Below are 20,404 nucleotides of genomic sequence, written 5' to 3'. Positions count from 1 at the left end.
TTTTTTTTCCAATAGTAGCTCTGAAGGCGTGAAAACTGACAGTATTTTCTATCAACTATTTCAAACTTTTCCCAGCATCTTCTTTGAATTGATTGGGCAACCAGAATCAACTGGCAACACCTATCAATTCACCTCAGTTGAAGTCAAACAAACCGCCTTTCGCCTCGATGGTTTATTTCTACCCTCTGACGATTCTGCTGACCAACCCATTTATTTTGTAGAAGTACAATTTCAACGCGACGAAAGATTTTATCAGCGTTTTTTTGGAGAAATCTTCCTTTACCTATCTCAATACGAACGAGCTAACGATTGGAGAGGAGTGGTAATTTTTAGAAGCAAAAGCCTAGATCCAGGTGTGAAGCCCCAGTATCGAGAATTACTGACAAGCCCGCGAATTCGACGGATATATTTAGATGAATTAGGAGAAGCGGCAGATCGATCTCTTGGCGTGGGCGTGGTGAAATTAGTTGTAGAGACTAAAAAGAAAGCCGCTGACTTGGCAAGGCAGTTACTTAATAAAGCCAGCCAAGAAATTGCTGATGAAGGGGTCAGGCGGCAACTTATAGAGTTGATTGAGACAATAGTCTTGTACAAGTTTCCACAAATGACTCGCCAGGAGATGGAAGCAATGTTTGGATTCAGTGAGTTAAAGCAGACTAGATACTTTCAAGATGTCATGCAGGAAGCTAAAGAAGAAGGACTGCAAGAAGGTGAACTGAAAGCTAAGTTAGAAGCAGTGCCTCGATTATTGGCATTAGGGTTGACTGTGGAACAGGTCGCAGAGGCTTTAAGTTTGACAATTGAGCAAGCCAAACAAGCCGCAGAAGCGAAGACTTCCGATTAGGCACTTAATTAGTATTGCTGGGATGGGAATTCATTACCCAAATTATGGCAAATGGAATGCCCATACCCAGCCTACTGCCGACAAGAGTATTTACCGAGCGACTTTGAACCATTGGGTGACGCCTTCTGCGATCGCTGCCGCCATCTTCTGCTGCGCTTGCGGATTGACCACCCATTCAAATTCTTCCGGATTGCTCATAAAACCTAATTCCAGCAATACAGAGGGTGCAGAGGCAGGACGCGCGAGGGCTAAGTTATCCCAAAAAACGCCGTAGGAAGGACGCCCCGCCTGAGTCACGATGTAGTTATGCAGAAACATCGCTAAGCTGTGGGCTTGGGGATGATACCAAAAAGTCCCAAAACCCTGCGTATTCTGGGCATCTCCTTCATCGGGGAGGGAATTGTAGTGAATTGAAAGCGAAATTGCCGGTTTCACTGCGTCAATAATTGCCACCCGTTCTGGCAGCGACACCGCCTTATCAACTTCCCGCGTCAGGTACACTGTGGCACCCCGTGCAATTAGCTGAGTGGCGATCAGCTTTGACATGGTGAGCGTCACCTCTTTTTCGGGATAGCCGGTTGGCCCTCCTGCGCCACTGTCTTCACCGCCATGTCCGGGATCGAGAACAATTTTGATTCCAGATAAAGGCTTGTTGGAAGACTGAGAACGGAGAGGGGAGGGGCCAGAGGTGAGACGAGGGGGATGGCGCAGAGATAAAATCAGGCTCGTGCCTTCATATCTCACCGTATAACCCCATTGCTGGGCGGATTTGAGATTAAACGTATATTGAACGGTTTCTGGGGCGACCTGTTGCCAATCCAGGCGAGAAATAACGGGATCGGGGTCGAGGCGAATGATATCCGTTTGCGCCGTCGTGTTATACAGCGTTAATGTCAGCGTGAGATCGCCCTGCTGCACAACGAGCGGTACCGGCACTTGTAAGGGAAAAATGACTTCTGTAGCACCGGCAATCTTCCGAGCGCGAATACTGCGAATCAGCGATCGCGGTGGCACCGAACCTTTGACAATTTGAACTTCTTTACTGTTAATCCAGCCGCCATAGTCCAAGCGCACCCATTCCCCGTCTCGACCTGTAATTGTAGCTCGCGTAGTTTTCGGCAGCGGTGTCAGGCGAGAATAATCTGTACTTGGCCCGGTTCGGGCGACCCCGGCATCAACAATCACCTCAGCCACCTCTAGCTGTGCTGGAGAGAGAATCTGAATCTTCGCCGGTCCCTCCTGACTCACAATCTGCCCATTTTTTTCTACTTTGAACTGGGGACGACCCAAATCCGCCGCCGCCGCCGCTGCCGCACAACCCAGGTAGTGTCCTGCCCCAGCGACAGCATAGGGCTGATTTTGTGCGGTTAAGGCAGCAGAATTCGCTGGTAGCTGTACAACCTGCTGTTGGTTAGTCAGCGGAATCGTTTGATTCGCCAAATTGACGGAAACATTGGCCTCAACAGGAGCAACCGCGCCGAAACATAGCAATTCACCCGGTAGTCTGGCGAGATCCTGCGATGGAGTCAGGGAATCTTTGGCAAATGCCAACCCCTTTGGTGGCTCAGGGTGGGCGGCAGCCCGCGTAACTTTAAGTTTGACGGCTTGACCTTGATAGCTCACCGTAAAGAGGTTCTCTCCCGGCTTTAACGGAAAACTGGGAGCAAAATGCCCCTGTTTGCTCCGCGCGATCGCCTTCCCATTTACCAACACTTTTCCGGGCGGTGGAGCTGTGCCAATTAAGAAAATTCGGTCAGCTGTGGTTTTATGGCTAGCAGGAGGATAGGAAACGTAAAGAGATTGTTTTGCCGATACTGGTGCTGCCATAACCACCCCTAATACAGCCAATCCCAGGATGTTTCTCATGTTAAATCCTAAGTTCCTTACATCAATTAGAGGATAAAATTAGTAAAAAAGTTTCTTTAATCTTGTAAAAGTTTTGTGGGGAGTCCATCGATACTCTTTTGATTCTTTTCGCACCAATAGTCAAAGATTCCTTGTTCCCCTTTTTTTTCACCCCATTCTCTGATAGTTTTTCTTTCTTCTTTCAGTTCATAAATGGGCACGCCATATCCGCATGAAGTTTGTACTGATTTTATCTCAAGTACCACGATCTGACGTTCTCCTAAGATTGGCGTAAACAAGGAATAAAATTTGTCCCAAGCTTCATGTCTTGGAAAAATTACTTTTCCCTGACCGTATAAACGAAGAATTAAAGGCTTTTCAGAAAAGCTGCAAAACATGATCGTCATCCGCCCATTTCCTGGTTCATGTAAATGAGCGGAGGTCTCGTTGCCACTCCCAGTTAAATCAAGGTAAGCCACTGTATTATTATCAATACAGCGGAAAGTATCTACTCCTTTAGGCGACAAATTAATCCGACCTTCTTTCGGTGCAGTCGCGGTAAAGAAGATTTTCTGCTCCTGAATAAAGTCTCGGAGATTCTGATTTAATTCATCGTAAATTTTAGCCATGTCTAGTGTCTTAGCCCACCGATTATCCAGTTAATAGTATTTTAATTATCAAGCAATTTACAGAGTTCGAAGCATTACCAGGTATCAATAGTTTAGAATCTAATTGGCAGGAAAACGAGTGGGATTGATGGCATTGAAAGGAACGAAGCTATCGATTTCGTCTAACTTCCGGTAAAGGCAAAGTGCTAATCCCAGATGCTAGAAGCGAAGTCGGGAGGTACTCAGTCAAAGCCAAAAATAGTGTCACTCAGGGGTTAAACCGTACCAAAAGCGCGATCGCCCAAGCGTGGGAATTGTCCGTCGTCAGTCCTTTGAGGGGTTTGAAGGCCTATAAGCGATCGCAAAGCAACTGTTAGCCTTGTTATCGTTCCTATAGGATAGGTGATAAGGCAGCCAACAAAGCCACTCTGCCAAGGTTTTACAAACCAGCGATCACCGATCGCAGACTGCAAACAACAAGCAACGAACAACTCGTTAAGACTGTGGCACAATTAACGGGGTGGGTTGCCGACATGGCTCTTCTTTTAAGCATTTTATGACTAAGTTTGTCTTTGTCACCGGCGGCGTGGTTTCCAGTATCGGCAAGGGAATTGTAGCAGCAAGTTTAGGACGCTTGCTGAAGTCGCGTGACTATTCGGTTTCTATCCTGAAATTAGATCCGTATATTAACGTCGATCCGGGGACGATGAGTCCTTTTCAGCACGGAGAAGTGTTCGTAACGGCAGATGGTGCCGAGACGGATTTGGACTTGGGGCACTACGAACGCTTCACCGATACGTCCATGTCTCGGCTCAATAGCGTCACAACTGGCTCGATTTACCAAGCGGTACTCAATAAAGAGCGTCGTGGCGATTATATGGGGGGCACCGTCCAGGTAATTCCCCATATTACGAATGAAATCAAAGATCGCATCCAGCGAGTTGCCAAAAATACTAACCCGGATGTGGTGATTACGGAAATTGGCGGCACGGTGGGCGATATTGAATCCCTGCCATTTTTGGAAGCAATTCGTCAGTTCCGCAAAGATGTGGGGCGTCATAACGTTCTGTATATGCACGTAACCCTGATGCCGTGGATTCCCTCAGCAGGGGAGATGAAAACCAAGCCGACGCAGCATTCGGTGAAGGAATTGCGGTCGATCGGGATTCAACCGGATATTTTAGTTTGTAGATGCGATCGCCCTCTACACCCAGGACTCAAAGAAAAAATCTCAGAGTTCTGCGATGTTCCCGTCGAGTGCGTGATTACAGCCCAAGATGCCAAAAGTATCTACGAAGTGCCGCTGATTTTAGAACGGGAAGGACTAGCACAGCAAACCCTAGAATTGTTGCAACTAGAGCAACGCCAACCCAACTTGAGCCAGTGGAAAATCTTAGTAGATCGCCTATATCATCCAACTCACCGGATAGAGATTGCCATCGTTGGTAAATATGTAAGGTTAACAGATGCCTATCTCTCAGTGTTGGAAGCTTTGCGCCATGCAGCGATCGCAATGAATTGTGACCTTAACCTCCGTTGGGTTAGCTCGGAAAGCATCGAATCGGGCAGTGCTGAAACTTACCTGGCTGGTGTGAACGGCATTGTAGTACCTGGAGGTTTCGGCGTTCGGGGTGTCGATGGCAAAATTGCGGCGATTGAATACGCCCGTAAAAACCAGATCCCCTTCCTCGGTTTGTGTCTGGGGATGCAATGTTCGGTGATTGAATGGGCGCGACACGTCGCAGGATTAGAAGATGCCAATAGTGCTGAATTTGCCCCGAATGGATCGAATCCGGTGATCAACCTGTTGCCGGAACAGCAAGATGTGGTGGATTTAGGCGGCACGATGCGCTTGGGGCTATATGCTTGTCGTTTAGCGCCCAATACTCTAGCCTTCCGGCTCTATCAAGAAGAAGTGGTTTACGAACGGCATCGGCATCGGTATGAGTTTAATAATGCTTATCGCAACCTGTTTTTAGAAACCGGCTATGCGATCAGCGGTACCTCGCCGGATGGGCGATTAGTGGAAATTATTGAACTACCTAACCATCCTTTCTTTATTGCCACCCAATTCCACCCGGAATTTAGCTCTCGACCCAGTAATCCCCACCCGATGTTCCAGGGATTGATTCAAGCGGCACTAGCCCAGCTTGACCCCGGACTCGCTCGTTCTGACTCCTCACAGCCTACCCAAGAAGATGCGACGCTCCAAGCAGCTGAGGTATCTTAACAGTTGCTGGCAATTACAGCAGGACGGAAAGCGATCGCTTCACGTCCTGCTTTCCACCAACCACTTGCGCGGGGGAGCGTTGTCAGTGCCAGAACTCACCTTAATGTGAGGAGGTCATGTGGCGTATTGGATTAAAGTGAGTTATGAGCGAAATGAATATGTAATCGATCTTGACCGCATCAGTGCCTTCGCTTGCACCCCGAACGGTAAGGTAACTTTTTGGTTGCCTGATAGTGCCATCCCAATTATTATCAACCGTCAAAGTAACCCGGATGGCTATCAGCAAGTAATGGACTATATTCAACAAGTTAGCTTCCATTCACTGGCAGCATCTTGGATCAAAGTTAGTTATGAACGGAATGAATATGTAGTCGATCTCAACCGTATCAGTAGCTTTTCCTATTCTTCTAACGGTAGGCTCACGTTCTGGTTGCCGAATAGTGCTATTCCCATCATTATCAACAAGCAGAATGACCCGGATTGCTATCAGAAAATTTTGGAATATATCAAACAGAAAACCGGGCACTCATTTTAACCAGTAGGGAGAACGACAAGTGCTGAGACTAACACTCCTCAATCCTCAACCCTCAGTCCCCAGCCCTCAACCCTCAACTTTCAGTCTTCAAAATTTGCCAAGCCAATTTTGCCGCCCCAACCATTCCAGCTTGGTTGCCTAACTCAGCTTTTAATAGGTGCAAACCCTCACGGGAACTCTTCAGCACCCGCCGCTCAATTTCTGCAAGTGCAGCCGGAAAGAAAAATTCTGCACTTGCACTAACGCCGCCGCCAATGACAATCGCTTCCGGCGTTAAAACATAAATGAGACTCGATAATCCAACACCGAGATCGCGTCCGTAGCTTTGCCAAAATTCTAATACTTGCGGGTCGCCTGCCCTTGCCAACTTGCCCAGTTCCTCTGGTTCTAACCCCGTGCGGCGGCGAATGGCGGCTACTGAGGCATATTGCTCTAAAGAGCCTTGATTGCCGCTATTACAGGGCGGACCCTCTGGATTTAAGGTAATTAATCCTAGCTCAGCGGCGGCACCTTGATGACCCACAAACAGGTTCCCATCGAGGATAATCGCACCCCCCACACCTGTACCAAGTGTTAGCAGAATCAAATTCCGGTAATGGCGTCCAGCTCCTAACCAAGCTTCTCCCATCCCAGCACAGTTAGCATCATTGGCGAGAACTGTGGGTAAACCTGTTTTGGCTTCTAACCAATCTGCCAGGGGTACATCATGCCAGCCTGCCAGGTTAATCGCGACTCTAGCAATTCGACCGGATGCATCGGCGGGACCAGGGGTACCGATACCGAGCGCGATCGCGTGTCTTTCCGGATCGAGATGCGCGATCGCTTCTATCATCGCATCCAAAACCGCTGTCGGTGTTGCCGGTTGCGGTGTCGCCACACTCAACGACTCCAAGCAAGTCCCATCCTCGCGGAACCTCCCCAGCTTAATTGCCGTTCCTCCCAGATCAATGCCAATTACTTCCCGATTCACCACAACCGTTCTTCTAATTTCCAAAAACTAATACCACTTATCTATATTCATGCCATTTGTCACTTTTCCCAACCTTTAGAGCTGATTTATAAAGTCCCAATTCCTTCTGTAGGGGCATTGCATTGCAATGCCCCTACAGAAGGTGAAGTTTGTCAGTTATTTAATCCACGACCCTTAATATCAGTCTGAAATTTCAAAGGAATTCCAGAACTTTTGAAATTCTTGCTTAGCCTGCTGATAACTTACCGCTTTCTGGTCTAATACTGCTTTTACAATTTCTTTGTCTTCATACTGCTTTCTCGCTAATTCAAACTCCAGCTTTTTCATCTGATAATCTTGCTTTTTAATTGTCCCTTCAACGGAAGCAACCCAGTTAGTAAAGCCCAAGTTTTGAACTTCCCAATCAGTATTCCCTACCTCAGAGATGGCTTTTTCTCCCAAAGCAGATTTACTTTTTTCCGTCAGAGTGTGAAAACTATTCAACGCCCCCTTAATTTGTGGAAGAACGCGCATTGAATTTTTTACAGAAAACCTTTCATTCAGGGTATAACTAACAGTTTCATCGGGATAAACAGGTTTAAGCTGCAAATCCGATACTTGGGCCGTGTTGGGACTGGCTTGCACCTTCAAAGCTGTGACAGGTGCCGCCCTAAGTATCCCAGCGATCGCAATAGATAACATAAAACCACCTGTAGCGGCAGCAATTAAAGAAATATTGTCTTTCATATCTCAGCAGCAGTGCTTATTGGTAATGGATCGTTGGTAATGGGTCATTGTATAAAAAGGTTTCGATTACCCATTACCGATAAAATATTTGACTCTATTCAGGGGATTTTTGGTTCCAATTTTCTCTCCGCAACCGGGGATTCACAAACTCGCTTAATCCTTCTCCCACCAGAGACAACCCTACCACCATCAGCGTCATCGCTAAGCCTGGGAAAAGCGCTGTCCACCAAATGCCAGTAGGCAGAGCATCCAGCGCCTGACGGAGATCGTAGCCCCATTCTGGAACCTGATCGGCAAGCCCTAACCCTAGAAAACCCAAACTGCCCAAAATCAAAATTGCATCGGCAGCATTCAGAGTGAATAATACAGGCACGCTTTGAATCACATTAAGAAACAGGTAGCGAGAGAGAACCCTCCAAGTGTCTGCCCCCATTGCTTGAGCGGCTTCGATGAACAGTTCTGTTTTAACACTAACCGTATGGTTGCGGACGACTCGATAATATTGGGGAATGTATGAAATGCTGAGCGCGATCGCGGCATTTAACACCCCTCGTCCCACTACAAACGCCAGCGTTACCGACAGCAGCAGCCCTGGCAACGTATAAATTGTATCCATCAAAAATAGCAGCACCCGATCCAACCTGCCACCCAAATAACCGCTGACTAGACCCAACGGAACCCCAATGACAAGGCTCAAGACGGTTGCCAAGATAACTACTTGTAGCGCCGCTTGACTCCCAAATAGCGTGCGCGAGAAAACATCGTACCCTTGGCGACTGGTACCAAACCAATGACGCCACGAAGGTGGCTCGTGAATCGGGTTAGCCAAGGACTCCAAAGGATTTTGCACCCATCCCCAAGCTTGAAATGCGGGAGTGAGAAAAGCTATTAGCACGAACATCAAAGTGATAACAATTCCCACCCGCATCATCTGTATGGAGAGACTGGGACGCCCAGATAAACGCAAAAGTTGAGGTAAGGGAAGTTTTGTCGGGGTCATCAATATATCCTGGCGATGATAAATCGCGGCTACGCCAACCCCCCTTCAGAAGAAGGGAACAGAAGTTGTTTCGCTTTTATCAAGCGAAGTCCGGATGCTACGCGGACTTCATTTTAAACCCTTGCCTAGCAGGTTTTGTTGGTATAGCTGCGAATTCTATCCGCCTGATTCCTGAAACCCTTGCTAGACATATTGCTCAATCATTTGGCGAAACTGGCTCTTTTGCTTAACGCCCTTCATCTCACCCACTAATTCTTTGTTCTTGAAGAACTGCACTGTAGGCGTTCCAGTAACACCAGCATTCTCGGCAATGTCTCTATCTTCCGCGATGTCAATTTCTACAAAGTGAATTTTGCCATCGAACTCATCCACCACCTTATTCAAGATCGGCTTAAGCGTATGGCAAGGGCCGCAATTGGGTGAGACATATTTGACCATCAGCAGGCGATCGCTATCATGAAATAGCTTCCGCAACGCATAGCTACCCTCATGCCTCGTCGCCTGCGGGTTAAACGCCGCTTCTGGATTCAGCTCAGCTATCTTATCACCAGGCTCATCTGCCGGTGTATCTGGCTCTTCAGACGTATGTATCTGCTGACGATACTCCTGGAGCAAACCATTAACAGATAGCCATCGTTCCGCCAACATTGCTGCCATACACCCAGTACCCGCCGCAGTAATCGCCTGACGATATTCACGATCCTGGACATCCCCCGCAGCAAAGACACCTTCTACACTCGTCTCCACCGAACCAGGCTTCGTGACGACATAACCAACCTCATCCAATTCCATCTGCCCTTTAAATAAGGACGTGTTGGGCTGATGACCAACCGCGTAGAACAATCCTTTAACAGGGAGAACACTCTCTTCCCCAGTCTGAGTATGTTTGAGCTTAATCCCGGTCATCCGACCATCTTCACCGACAACATCCACAGGCTGAGAATTCCAGTGAAGCGTAATCCTAGGGTTATTCAGCACCCGATCCTGCATTGCTTTACTTGCCCGCATCTTGTCGCCGCGAATCAGCATGTGAACGCGATCGCCATATTTAGTCAAGTAAACTGATTCCTCAGCCGCCGAGTCACCCCCACCAACCACAGCCAGTTCCGCACCGTGGAAGATAGGCGTCGCACCATCACAAATCGCACAAGCCGAGATCCCGCGACTCCAAAATTCATGCTCGCTGGGCAGCCCTAACCTTTTCGCCGTCGCCCCAGTAGCAATTACAATACTATGAGTTCTAACTTCCCGTTCTTCAGAGCGGACAGTAAAAGGACGCTGACTCAAATCAACCGATATCACATCCTCGGTGACTAACTCAGCCCCCCATCTCTCAGCCTGCGCCTTCATCCGATCCATCAACTCCGGTCCTGTAATCCTTTCTGGAAACCCCGGAAAGTTCTCCACTTCCGTCGTTGTCATCAGCTGCCCGCCAGGTAGCCCCCCAGCCTGAAAGCCTTCAAACACAAAGGGTTTCAGGTTCGCACGCGCCGCATAGATAGCAGCGGTATATCCCGCAGGACCAGAACCAATAATCACCAAGTTCTCTACAGTTAGGTTCGTCATAGGGTTATGCAAACTCATAACGACTACGTATAGCTTTAGTATAACTGCTGGTGAGGCAATGAGCGCAAAAAACTTTCGCTCGCTAGTATAGTTTTGCCTTAAAAGTGGGAACCCTTGAAGGGGAGTGCTGGCATGAACTAGATTTTGCCCAACTTCCCAGACGTGCCAAATTACAGCATCGGGAGACATTTCCAATGAACGACCAATCATCAGAGTTACTAGAAAAAATTCGCCAGCAATTTGAAAATTCTCCTTATCCGAGAACCCCGCTAGATCAATCACCCAAGGATGACGTTAATGGACTTTATATTCATAACTTGGTTACCTCTTACTATTTAAGGAATCAAAAAGTTTTAGACACAGAGGGGAAAGTAATTTTAGATGCTGGCTGTGGCAGTGGCTACAAATCCCTAGTATTGGCAGAAGCAAATCCGGGAGCAAAAATTGTTGGGATCGATATATCAGAAGAGTCTGTTAAACTTGCTCGACAACGCTTAAAGCATCATGGATTTGAGGCTAATACAGAATTTCATGTTCTATCTATTTACGATTTGCCTCAACTAGGCATGGAATTTGACTACATAAATAATGATGAAGTCCTATACCTAGTTCCTGATGTAGCTGCGGGCTTAAGGGCAATGAAATCTGTTCTTAAACCCCAAGGAATTATTCGTACTAATCTACATAGCTCGATTCAGAGAATTGGTTTTTTTCGCGCCCAAGAAATATTTAAGATGATGGGCTTGATGGATAAGAATCCAGAAGAAATGGAAATAGAGATTGCCATAGAAACAATGAAATCTCTACAGGATGGAGTAGAACTCAAAGTAAGAACTTGGCATCCGGGTTATGAAGCCCCAGAGGGGAAACAATCACTTTTATCGAATCACCTTCTTGTGGGTGACAAAGGATATACAATTCCCGAAATGTTTGCGCTTTTGAGAGCAGCAGACCTAGAATTTGTCAGCATGGTTTACTGGCGGCTTTGGGATGTGACAGACTTATTCAAGGAGCCAGATAACTTACCTGCTTTCTGGGCTATGAGTTTGCCAGAAGTTTCCATAGAAGAACGGCTACATCTGTTTGAACTTCTACACCCTACCCATCGGCTATTGGACTTCTGGTGCGCTCACCCCAGTCAGGTAGACTCCCCTGTACCTATCGATAAATGGGAGCTATCTGACTGGCAAACAGCACAGGTGCATCTGCATCCTCAGCTGAAAAACCCAAAAGTGCATGAAGACCTGCTCAAGTGCCTCGCCGAGCAGAAGCCATTTGAAATAAGTAAGTATATCACTACTTCAGTCATAGCTCCCGTCCTGCTAAACAGTAGCGCGATCGCTTGTCTGCTACCTCTATGGGAGGAACAACACCCCTTTATGTCCTTAGTGGAACGTTGGCTCAAGCTCCAACCCCTCAACCTAGTCAGCATGGAACCCATGACTGAAATGGAAGCTTTTAACGAAGTAAAGCAGCTTCTAGGTAGGCTGGAAGTCTTTCTATATGTACTTTTGGAGCGATCCACTTAAGACTTCCGCATAGCTATGACAAAATTTTTTTTGCAAGGGTGATATGAAAGCGATTGGAAGTGGGTAAGTTATGTCCAGAAGAGAGAAATCAAGCACCCCGCACCTCAAGGAGAGACATCTCATGAAGAACGATGTGAAGGCCAAGTTGCTGATGCACCTGAACCAGAAAAAGCAGGAAGAGGGTTTCACCCTGATTGAACTGCTCGTTGTTATCATCATCATTGGTATTCTGGCCGCTATTGCCCTGCCGTCCTTCCTCAACCAAGCCAACAAAGCAAAAGAATCCGAAGCCAAGCAGTACGTAGGTTCCATCAACCGCGCTCAACAAGCCTACTACCTGGAAAAACAAGATTTCGTAGGCAAAACTACTGACATCGGTAAATTAGGTCTTGGTATTGCGACTAATACCACAAATTACAGCTACTCGCTCAATGGTAACGTCAGCAATAACACTTCTGTAGTCCAGCTTGCACAGCCAGCAAAAGCTGGACTAGCTACGGTCAGAGCATATGCAGGTGGAGTACAAGTGGGAACAGTAGCAGCTACAAGTGAAGCCACCACACTAGCAGTGTTATGCCAAGGTCAAAAGGCTCCTGCTGCTGGTGGTGACTCAGGTTCGGTGGGTGCAGTAACCATAGGTGCACCTGGTACAGCACCAACATGCAACGCAGCCAAGTATGAGGACATAGCCAAGTAGAAGAAAAATCCTGGCTCTGGCAATTTTTGCAAGACTAGGTTAGATATTTTTTGAGTGGGTAGGCCATTCTACCCACTTTGTTCTGTGTATGCAATGGTTGCTGCTTAAAAATAACTGTCGCCGTATTGATTAGAACTTCCAACTAAAAATATTACCTGAAACAAAAATATCCTATGAATGCTGAATGCTATTTGACTGAGCTGGCTAAGTGGCAGCAGCAAGCTTATCAATGTCTGATTAAAGGAGAATACAGTAAGGCTGCAAGTCTGTATGAACGGGCAATAGAAGCGGACCCACAGGAAAAGTCCCATTACTGGCATTTGGGGCTGATGTTGCTGTTGCAGGGACAAGAAGCCGAGGCTCAGACAACCTGGCTAGTAGCAATAGCTGAGGGTGAGCCAGAGCAGATAGATCTGTGGACTAACGAATTGATGCAAGTTCTACAAATCGAAGCCGAGCGAAGGGAAGAACTTGTAGACTATTCAATTGCTTGGGCGATCCGGCAACATATCCGGGAAATAAGCCCTATTAATATTAACAATTTGTTGCAGATTATTCAACTTTCTATCATACTCGAAAAGTTTAGTGGCGAAGATTTGACTTCCCTTGGCTTGATTGAGTACCTGCAAGCAAAACAGGGTTGTGAATTTAATTTCGATCTATTGCTACAGGTGTTGCAAAATGTCTTAAACTACCCTTCGCTTGAACCGCAAGCGATTGAATTTGCAGAAGCTTGTTTACCATATGTGAATGACGCTGATACTTTCATCTATATAGTAGTAGGTGCATCTATTGAAATTGCTTATTTTGCCAAGCAGCCCTTACAGGCAGCACGGCTTCTTGAGCTATGTCTACGCTTAGATGCTGAGAATATAGGAGTTTTATCACATCTAGCTTCTATGTATCAAAGTGGTGGTCAATACGATAAGGGCATAGAGACTGCTAAATTGTGTTGCGAGCTATCGGAAACATTACCAATAAAGGTTTATACAAGTCACCTCTTGGTGCGAGGATTGATGAGTGCTGGTGGATACTGGGAAGAAGGTTTTTCGGTTTTCCAACAGCACGAATCGTTACTATCAGAGTTAATTGAGGAAAAACCTTTCCCTCTAGAGCAGTCTCATACGCAGGGGTTGTATAGCACAACTTATTTTCTGCCTTACTTTAGAGATGAAGCAAACATTAATCGCTTAATCCAAAATCAAGTTGCTCAAATTTGCCAAGACAGTATTCAAGTTTATGCAAAAGATACAGTAGAGAGATATCGCCAACGAACCTATAAAAAAGAAAGCCAAACTTCTACTAAACCTTTAAAAATTGGATATTTATCTCATTGTTTAGGAATGCATTCTGTTGGCTGGTTGGCTAGATGGGTTTTTAATTACCATGATAGCAAGCACTTTCAAGTTCATGCCTATCTCATTAACAATAAAGAAATATACGATCCCGTACAAGAATGGTATATTAAACAGGCTTTCAAAGCATACAAGCTTGGACTAAATAGCCTGCAAATCGCTGAACAAATTTACCAGGATGAGATTGATATTTTAATTGATCTTGACAGCATAACACTAGACCTTAGCTGTGAGGTCGTAGCGCTAAAACCAGCTCCCATTCAAGTTACTTGGTTGGGGTGGGATGCATCAGGGATACCTGCCATTGATTATTACATTGCCGATCCTTACGTTTTACCAGACTCGGCCCAGGATTACTATACAGAAAAAATTTGGCGCTTACCTCAAACTTATGTAGCAGTTGATGGTTTTGAGGTAGGCGTACCAACTCTACGCCGGGATCAGCTAGATATTCCTAGTGATGCAGTGATATATCTCACTGCACAAAAAGGCTACAAGCGGCATCCTGATACGGTAAGGCTGCAAATGAAAATCATCAAAGAAGTGCCAAATAGTTACCTTTTGATTAAAGGTAATGCTGACAAAGAAGCAATAAAAAAATTCTTTATCCAGATTGCAGAAGAAGAGGGTGTAGATTGCGATCGCCTGCGGTTTTTGGACGATGTTGCTTTAGAGCTAACCCATCGAGCTAACTTGGGAATTGCTGATGTTGTACTAGATACCTTCCCCTACAACGGAGCTACCACCACTCTAGAAACGCTGTGGATGGGTATTCCCTTGGTGACGCGAGTTGGGCAGCAATTTGCTGCTCGTAACAGCTATACCATGATGATAAATGCCGGCATAACAGATGGCATTGCTTGGACAGATGAAGAATATGTGGAGTGGGGCGTTCGCTTAGGGAAAGATTCAGTACTGCGGCAAAAAATTTCCTGGCAATTGCGGCAATCAAAACAAACAGCTCCTCTTTGGAACGCCAAACAGTTTACCAAGGAGATGGAAGAAGCTTACCAACAAATGTGGACAAATCATCTTGAAAACAATTGCTAACAGTTATTTTTTAATGACGCTTCTGTTTCATGGGAATATCTTCAATCAAAAGTTGACTGTTCAGTTGTTGTCTTGATCCTATAAATACAGACCGGGTGAAAGCTCCGTTCGATGGAGGGGGAGAAGTCCAATCTATAGGAAACTCTTCATGGTTTGGTTGAGTAACTGGCATATAAACAAAATCAAAATATCGCTTAAGCTGGTTATACACCCACTTCCTGGTAGGTCTGCAACCCTGACCTGATACAGCCTGTGATGGGCTTTCTGCCATCTCTGTACAAGGATTGATAGCTTCTTCATCGCCAAATGAGACGCAGGTCTCCAGCAAAAGCATTTTTTGGCAACACCGAGACATAAACTCTATAGCCTCAGTTGGGTTTTGGAGATGGTAGAGTAACCCATAGCAGTAAACTATATCGAACAACTCATTAAATGTAGAGTCTGGATTGTCTAAATCCAAATGCCTTACCTGTATATTAGGGTATCGGGAGGCAAGTATTTCTAGATTCTCTTTTCTTGCTTCGGTGCTAACAACTTGACATCCACGATCTAAAAAGAAGCTTGTATGATCGCCGATACCAGCTCCAACTTCTAGTACAGTAGCACTGGCTATATCCAAGCCTAAACTAGCAAGATGCTCTAATCTCCTCTGGTTGTGTCGCTGATAGTGTTCGGAATGAAACACGCCAACTGGAGAAATAAACTCTTGTGGTTGAGAAATGGCATCTACCTGTAATGAATCTAGGTCATAACTACGAATGTAATCCTGGATACTCGCAACAATAGGTAGCGAAGCTAATCCTTGTTGTACTAGAGCGGGAAATTGAGCTAGACTTTCAACAATGTTATCAGCAAAGTTATACTTTTTGTCATTACCATATTGCAGGGTCAAATGCTCCAATAACTCTAGAGCATAGTCGGGAAAATTCATAATATCGGCAATACAAGCTAACTTCAGAACTTGCTCTGGTGTCTTTAATGGGGTAGTAATATCCTCTCGAATTAGATCGCGAAAATAAAAAGCATCGGCCCAAAGTAATTGCCCAGAACGAACGGTTGACCGAATTGGCGATCGCGCACGAGTACGATAAGAAGTAGCTAAGTCAAATAATGTAAAGCCTTTTGTTCGGAGATAAGTGTCTACATCCGCAAACAAAGGCTGTTTATCGTATAAATGAGAAAATTCAACTTCAACTTGAACAGCCAGATTACTGCGTTTTAGTATCTCAGAAGCTCCTTCTAAAACTTGCAGATCCGCACCCTGAACATCTACCTGGAGAAAATCAATTTCATTTATTCCCTCTGCTTGACAAAAAGCATCTAAAGTTGTAGCTTCAATTTCTAGAGTAAAATCTAAATTTACTAACTCTGGAAGTCCGCCAAACCTAGCTAAATATGGTTCATTGGGTGGATATAAGGAACTACACATGGGATGTTTGGTTACATAGAGTGTAGACTCTCCTACGGAATTTCCCAGTGCTAAGGGAATGTGTTTTTCTGTCCAATTTATTTGTCTAGCTTCAAGATCAGCGTTCGCTTCATCACAAGCATCTACATCTGCATCGAATCCGTATATAGTGAGCCGAGGTGCAAAGATATCCCAGCCAAGGCTGGTGTAGTCATCGTTGCTGCCTAATTTACGAGAACCAACATTACATATAGTTAGGTGGAGCTGATCCAAGTGACCGCTTTTCTTTAAACTGGAAAGAAAAACTGACATTTTATAGTCCTCGCTTTTGAGTGTTTAATAATTATTGACGACTGAGGTTTTATAATTCCTGGGGGTGCAAAGCAATTATATTCAATCTACCTTGCAAATCTTCAGCAGAATTAACTGGAATAAGCTGCTGTAGGTAAGGCTGATATCGAAATAGTTGATAGCCTCTTGATGTCAGAAAATCGGCAACAGCTAGATTACTGCTTTTATTCCCTGCAATATTTTCGTAAAGTATAGCAGGAGCAAATTCGCTGAGAATCTGGCTGCTTCCCTCTAACACTTTCATTTCATGTCCTTCAGCATCAATTTTCAAGAAATCAACCTGCTTGACATTTTCACGCTCAATTAGGCTGTCAAGAGAAAAGCAGTCAACTTCCTCAAAGGCACCATGCTGGTTTGTTGCTTCTGCATCACTAGAAACTATTTCGTTAAGTTCACTAGCAGTATGGAGAGACAATCGGGCTGTGCCATTGCGATCGCTTGCCGCTCCTGCACATACTTGAACCCAACTTAACTCATTAATTCTACACGTTTCTTGCAAACAACGAACGCAACCAGAAAAAGGTTCAACGGCTAGCACACAACCTTCAGACCCTACCTTTAGAGCAGCACTAAAAGTGTAAACGCCTACATTTGCACCCACATCGATAACTGTCATGCCGGGTTTTACCCAGTTTCGCCAAAATTCCATTTCTTTTTCAAACCAGTCTCCTTCAGCAAGTAGGACACTTGTGACAATACTACGTAAACTTGGTTCAACTGCTAGTATTAAGTTATTTTCAAAAGGCACATAAGTTAATAAGCTATCAGCTTCTAATTTAGTCCATTGCCACTCTAGAAAGTTAGAATTTTGACGGACGCAATCGCGCCCAATACCTAGCCAAAAATTTGCAATCTTTATCTCTCCCATATTTCGATAAGCCAGGTAGAGAGCTTGCGTAATAATTGCTGAATTTGGTGTTATTTCTCTAGCATGCTGCAAATATAAAATCCCTTCCCATTGATTGTTCATCAAGCTAGATATCCCTAGCTTTAAATTAACAGAAGTGGAATTGGGCGACAGATGATTAGCTAAATGTAGAAATCGAAGCCCTGAGACGTTGTAAAAAACGAGACTTGAATAACATAAAGCTTCGCTTAATAATATAAGTGCTTGCTTGTAACCATCCTCACTATGCAGTATTCTAGTAAGTTTATCATTCTGAGTATCTATTAGTTCTGTTAAAGTAGGAGGCAAATATACTATACCTAAAGCAGTTGGTTTATCATTAACATAAGCAGGTTGAAGGTTAGCGATAAAGTTAGCAAATCCTATTTGCGTCGCTTGGTCAATCTCTCCAACTATGGCGAGAACTAGAGCAAGATGAGCAGCACAGAGTGGATTACCCAACTCGACTCCCGCATTTAATGCCTGTAGCGCCATTTCAACATAAAGCGATCGGACAGATGAATCCTCGGACTGTTCTGCCTCAATCAGTGCCACTACTGCAAAGTTGTTCAAATCAAGGGCAGATGTAGGGTCATCCCAAGAAGTACCTTCAAGAATGGTGGCTACACGGGACAAAGCATCTGACTCAAGAGAAACGCCAGCCTTTTCCAGATATTTCCAATAAGAATCAGCAGAAGCAAAATTACTTTCCATAATCCAGAGAGGAAATTACAATAGGACAAAAGACACAATTTTATAAGTTTATCAAATCCTACTATATTCCCAAGGATATTTACCATTGAGCGCTCATTGCCTATTTTTTACAAAAATATAGGTTTAGCTACAAATGATATAGGCTCAAAGATTGAGCAAACAGTTAGAGTGTTTGCTGTTTCTAAGTAGAGGACGATGTAAATGCTTTATAAATTTCGTCAAAACTTAAATCAATCGCTCGGTGCGATCGCAGTTACCCTGCTGTGTGGTTTGGCAATTGGATTTGTACAATTACCTCAATTAAATCAACTCAGTACAAAAGCGAAAACGGCTTTACCAGAACAGCTCAACAAAGAAGTAGAGGCAGAAAAACTCCGTCTCAACCTGTTTCATAAAGTTCCCGGTTTTGGATTTAACAATCTTGTTGCTAATTGGGTATTTCTTGGGTTTGCACAATATTTTGGTGATGATCCAGCACGACAAATTACTGGCTACAATATCAGTCCGGAATACTTTGAAATAATTATAGACCGTGACCCCAGGTTTCGGGAGGCATATTTTTTTCTCTCTGGTAGTAGTTCTTTATATGCAGGAATGCCAGAACGGTCTGTTGCCTTGATGGAGAAAGGACTAAAATCACTGACACCTCAAACTCCACCCAAATCCTATTACGTTTGGCGCTATAAAGGAACTGATGAATTGTTGTTTTTAGGGGATGCCCAAGCTGCTAGGAAATCATTTGAAAAGGCAGCGGAATGGGCGAGTACGTATTCCGATCCAGAAAGCCAGAATGTAGTAGCTATTTCTCGCCAAACCGCACAGTTTCTAGCCCAAAATCCTAATAGCAAGTTTGCTCAAGTGGGTGCTTGGACAATGGTTTTACAGAATGCGGTTGACGCTCGCACACGGAAGGTTGCCGTCAGTCGGATTGAGGCGCTGGGTGGAAAAGTCATTATTACGCCGGAAGGACAGGTTAAAGTCCAGTTGCCGGAGAGAGATTAAGGCGATCGCGCAAACAGACTTTATGACAAGAGAAGAGTTCGCTACCTTTGACTTTGCTTGCAGCTAAAAACAAAACTGCCCCACAGCAAGACTGCTGTAGAGCAAGAGGACAGTTAAACGCTTACTCTAGTTTCCAGAAATCTAGCACCCATTGACTCGCCCTGTGTGACGGTATTTACAGTGTCCATTGAGAGAAATTAAAGGCGCAATAGGCTGCAATCTATGGTGTTGTGCCTACTAAACGCAAGACAGAAGCTGATGGAGGCGTTGGCTAAAAAGATGGATGTAGCAACAAACGATTTAGTATCAAGCCTAAACCAAACCCGCTCCAAGATACGGCAACGAGAATCCAAAAAGCTTGCAGTGCATTGAATTTAGCAGTTTGAAGGTCTAGTCTAGCTAGGGCACCTGCTGAGAGTAGAACAAAAATATTGGCAAAAATATTAATCCAGGTGAGGATGAAGACCCCAGCCAAAGCTCCGGTTATGACTGAAAGGAAGGCTCTAGTATCGGAATTCATCCAACGGGCAAAAAAGATTCTTAAGAGCCTGATAGGAGCCGTTAAAACCAAAGCTATCAACAAGGCTACTCCTATCTCTAACAGCAAAATCTCCCAGGTATATGTAAAGGAAAACAACCAGCCGTATACGCAATAAGTACCCAGAAGCAACGCCAGGGTTGCCCTAGGCAATCTTTTCAAGAAAGACATTCCATTCGTTGCGCTCCCTTTGGCGTATCAATCTTGTACCAAGAGTCTACACTGAGCTAGCAAACTATGGTCTCCTTTTTAGGCTTTTTTTAGGCTGGGGAGATTTTTGTCTTTTGGGCGATCGCGCAAGATACTACTGCGCCTGCAACTTTGTCCTACGCATTCGTAAGCGATCTTCTTGTGCGATCGCAATCACAGAAGAAGATGATTGATATCGCTCTACCTGTATGGCTGAGTGGTCATACTAAGAGACGACTGAACTCTAGCCGAGTCATCAATAGGGAACACACGACCAGCCGACAGATTCTGTAGAGAGACTGTCGGTTTTTTGTCGTTACAAGCATGTCGCTACAAGCATAGAGACAAGAAGTGAAGAAGA

Annotated in this window: 17 protein-coding genes; 8 read left to right on the top strand and 9 right to left on the bottom strand. The window is 45.1% G+C overall.

Annotated features, from left to right (window positions below):
* Positions 1–28 precede the first annotated feature (28 nt).
* Positions 29–844, top strand: coding sequence for an Rpn family recombination-promoting nuclease/putative transposase (locus NDI44_RS06315; protein WP_190412842.1), 816 nt, complete (start codon positions 29–31; stop codon positions 842–844).
* Between the two features lie 90 nt (positions 845–934).
* On the opposite strand, the gene NDI44_RS06310 is transcribed toward NDI44_RS06315, so the two are convergent.
* Both NDI44_RS06310 and NDI44_RS06305 read right to left on the bottom strand, forming a co-directional pair.
* Positions 935–2,710 (bottom strand): N-acetylmuramoyl-L-alanine amidase, encoded by a 1,776-nt coding sequence (locus NDI44_RS06310; RefSeq protein ID WP_190412841.1) that lies wholly within the window; start codon positions 2,708–2,710, stop codon positions 935–937.
* A gap of 56 nt (positions 2,711–2,766) precedes the next feature.
* Complete coding sequence (locus NDI44_RS06305; protein ID WP_190412840.1) at positions 2,767–3,318, bottom strand: pyridoxamine 5'-phosphate oxidase family protein; 552 nt, start codon at positions 3,316–3,318, stop codon at positions 2,767–2,769.
* Positions 3,319–3,500: 182 nt separating this feature from the next.
* Here NDI44_RS06305 and NDI44_RS06300 point away from each other — a divergent pair, with 182 nt between their 5' ends.
* The 3 genes from NDI44_RS06300 to NDI44_RS06290 all read left to right on the top strand — a co-directional run bounded on the left by NDI44_RS06300 (position 3,501) and on the right by NDI44_RS06290 (position 6,062).
* Complete coding sequence (locus tag NDI44_RS06300) at positions 3,501–3,674, top strand: hypothetical protein (protein ID WP_190412839.1); 174 nt, start codon at positions 3,501–3,503, stop codon at positions 3,672–3,674.
* Positions 3,675–3,853: 179 nt separating this feature from the next.
* Positions 3,854–5,527, top strand: coding sequence for a CTP synthase (locus NDI44_RS06295; RefSeq protein ID WP_190412838.1), 1,674 nt, complete (start codon positions 3,854–3,856; stop codon positions 5,525–5,527).
* Positions 5,528–5,645: 118 nt separating this feature from the next.
* Positions 5,646–6,062, top strand: coding sequence for a hypothetical protein (locus NDI44_RS06290; RefSeq protein ID WP_190412837.1), 417 nt, complete (start codon positions 5,646–5,648; stop codon positions 6,060–6,062).
* 73 nt (positions 6,063–6,135) lie between these two features.
* Here the strand turns inward: NDI44_RS06290 and NDI44_RS06285 are convergent, their stop codons facing one another.
* The 4 genes from NDI44_RS06285 to trxB form a co-directional block, all read right to left on the bottom strand.
* Complete coding sequence (locus NDI44_RS06285; protein WP_190412904.1) at positions 6,136–7,035, bottom strand: ROK family protein; 900 nt, start codon at positions 7,033–7,035, stop codon at positions 6,136–6,138.
* A gap of 177 nt (positions 7,036–7,212) precedes the next feature.
* Positions 7,213–7,758, bottom strand: a complete 546-nt coding sequence (locus tag NDI44_RS06280) for a hypothetical protein (protein WP_190412836.1) — start codon at positions 7,756–7,758, stop codon at positions 7,213–7,215.
* Between the two features lie 94 nt (positions 7,759–7,852).
* Entirely contained in the window at positions 7,853–8,758 is a 906-nt protein-coding gene (locus NDI44_RS06275; protein WP_190412835.1) for an ABC transporter permease, read from the bottom strand.
* A gap of 183 nt (positions 8,759–8,941) precedes the next feature.
* A complete protein-coding gene (gene trxB, locus NDI44_RS06270) occupies positions 8,942–10,324 on the bottom strand; it encodes a thioredoxin-disulfide reductase (RefSeq protein ID WP_190412903.1) in 1,383 nt (460 codons plus the stop codon).
* A gap of 194 nt (positions 10,325–10,518) precedes the next feature.
* On the opposite strand from trxB, the gene NDI44_RS06265 reads away from it, so the two are divergent.
* From NDI44_RS06265 to NDI44_RS06255, 3 genes are all read left to right on the top strand, one after another.
* A complete protein-coding gene (locus tag NDI44_RS06265; protein ID WP_190412834.1) occupies positions 10,519–11,853 on the top strand; it encodes a methyltransferase domain-containing protein in 1,335 nt (444 codons plus the stop codon).
* A 121-nt stretch (positions 11,854–11,974) separates the two neighbouring features.
* Positions 11,975–12,550 (top strand): type IV pilin-like G/H family protein, encoded by a 576-nt coding sequence (locus NDI44_RS06260; protein ID WP_190412833.1) that lies wholly within the window; start codon positions 11,975–11,977, stop codon positions 12,548–12,550.
* 173 nt (positions 12,551–12,723) lie between these two features.
* The gene (locus NDI44_RS06255) at positions 12,724–14,955 is read left to right on the top strand and encodes an O-linked N-acetylglucosamine transferase, SPINDLY family protein (RefSeq protein ID WP_190412832.1); all 2,232 of its coding nucleotides are present in this window, start codon (positions 12,724–12,726) and stop codon (positions 14,953–14,955) included.
* A gap of 10 nt (positions 14,956–14,965) precedes the next feature.
* On the opposite strand, the gene NDI44_RS06250 is transcribed toward NDI44_RS06255, so the two are convergent.
* Positions 14,966–16,675: an FkbM family methyltransferase gene (locus NDI44_RS06250; protein ID WP_242037063.1), complete on the bottom strand. Its 1,710-nt coding sequence runs from the start codon at positions 16,673–16,675 to the stop codon at positions 14,966–14,968.
* A 49-nt stretch (positions 16,676–16,724) separates the two neighbouring features.
* A complete protein-coding gene (locus NDI44_RS06245) occupies positions 16,725–18,314 on the bottom strand; it encodes an FkbM family methyltransferase (protein WP_190412831.1) in 1,590 nt (529 codons plus the stop codon).
* Positions 18,315–18,515: 201 nt separating this feature from the next.
* Between NDI44_RS06245 and NDI44_RS06240 the strand changes: the two genes are divergently transcribed.
* Positions 18,516–19,316: a hypothetical protein gene (locus NDI44_RS06240; RefSeq protein WP_190412830.1), complete on the top strand. Its 801-nt coding sequence runs from the start codon at positions 18,516–18,518 to the stop codon at positions 19,314–19,316.
* A gap of 271 nt (positions 19,317–19,587) precedes the next feature.
* Here NDI44_RS06240 and NDI44_RS06235 read toward each other — a convergent pair whose 3' ends face one another.
* Positions 19,588–20,016: a hypothetical protein gene (locus NDI44_RS06235; RefSeq protein ID WP_190412829.1), complete on the bottom strand. Its 429-nt coding sequence runs from the start codon at positions 20,014–20,016 to the stop codon at positions 19,588–19,590.
* Between the last annotated feature and the right edge of the window lie 388 nt (positions 20,017–20,404).

Source organism: Trichocoleus sp. DQ-A3 (assembly GCF_039961975.1).
Classification (GTDB): domain Bacteria; phylum Cyanobacteriota; class Cyanobacteriia; order Cyanobacteriales; family FACHB-T130; genus FACHB-T130.
This window is presented reverse-complemented; position numbering and strand designations above follow the sequence as displayed.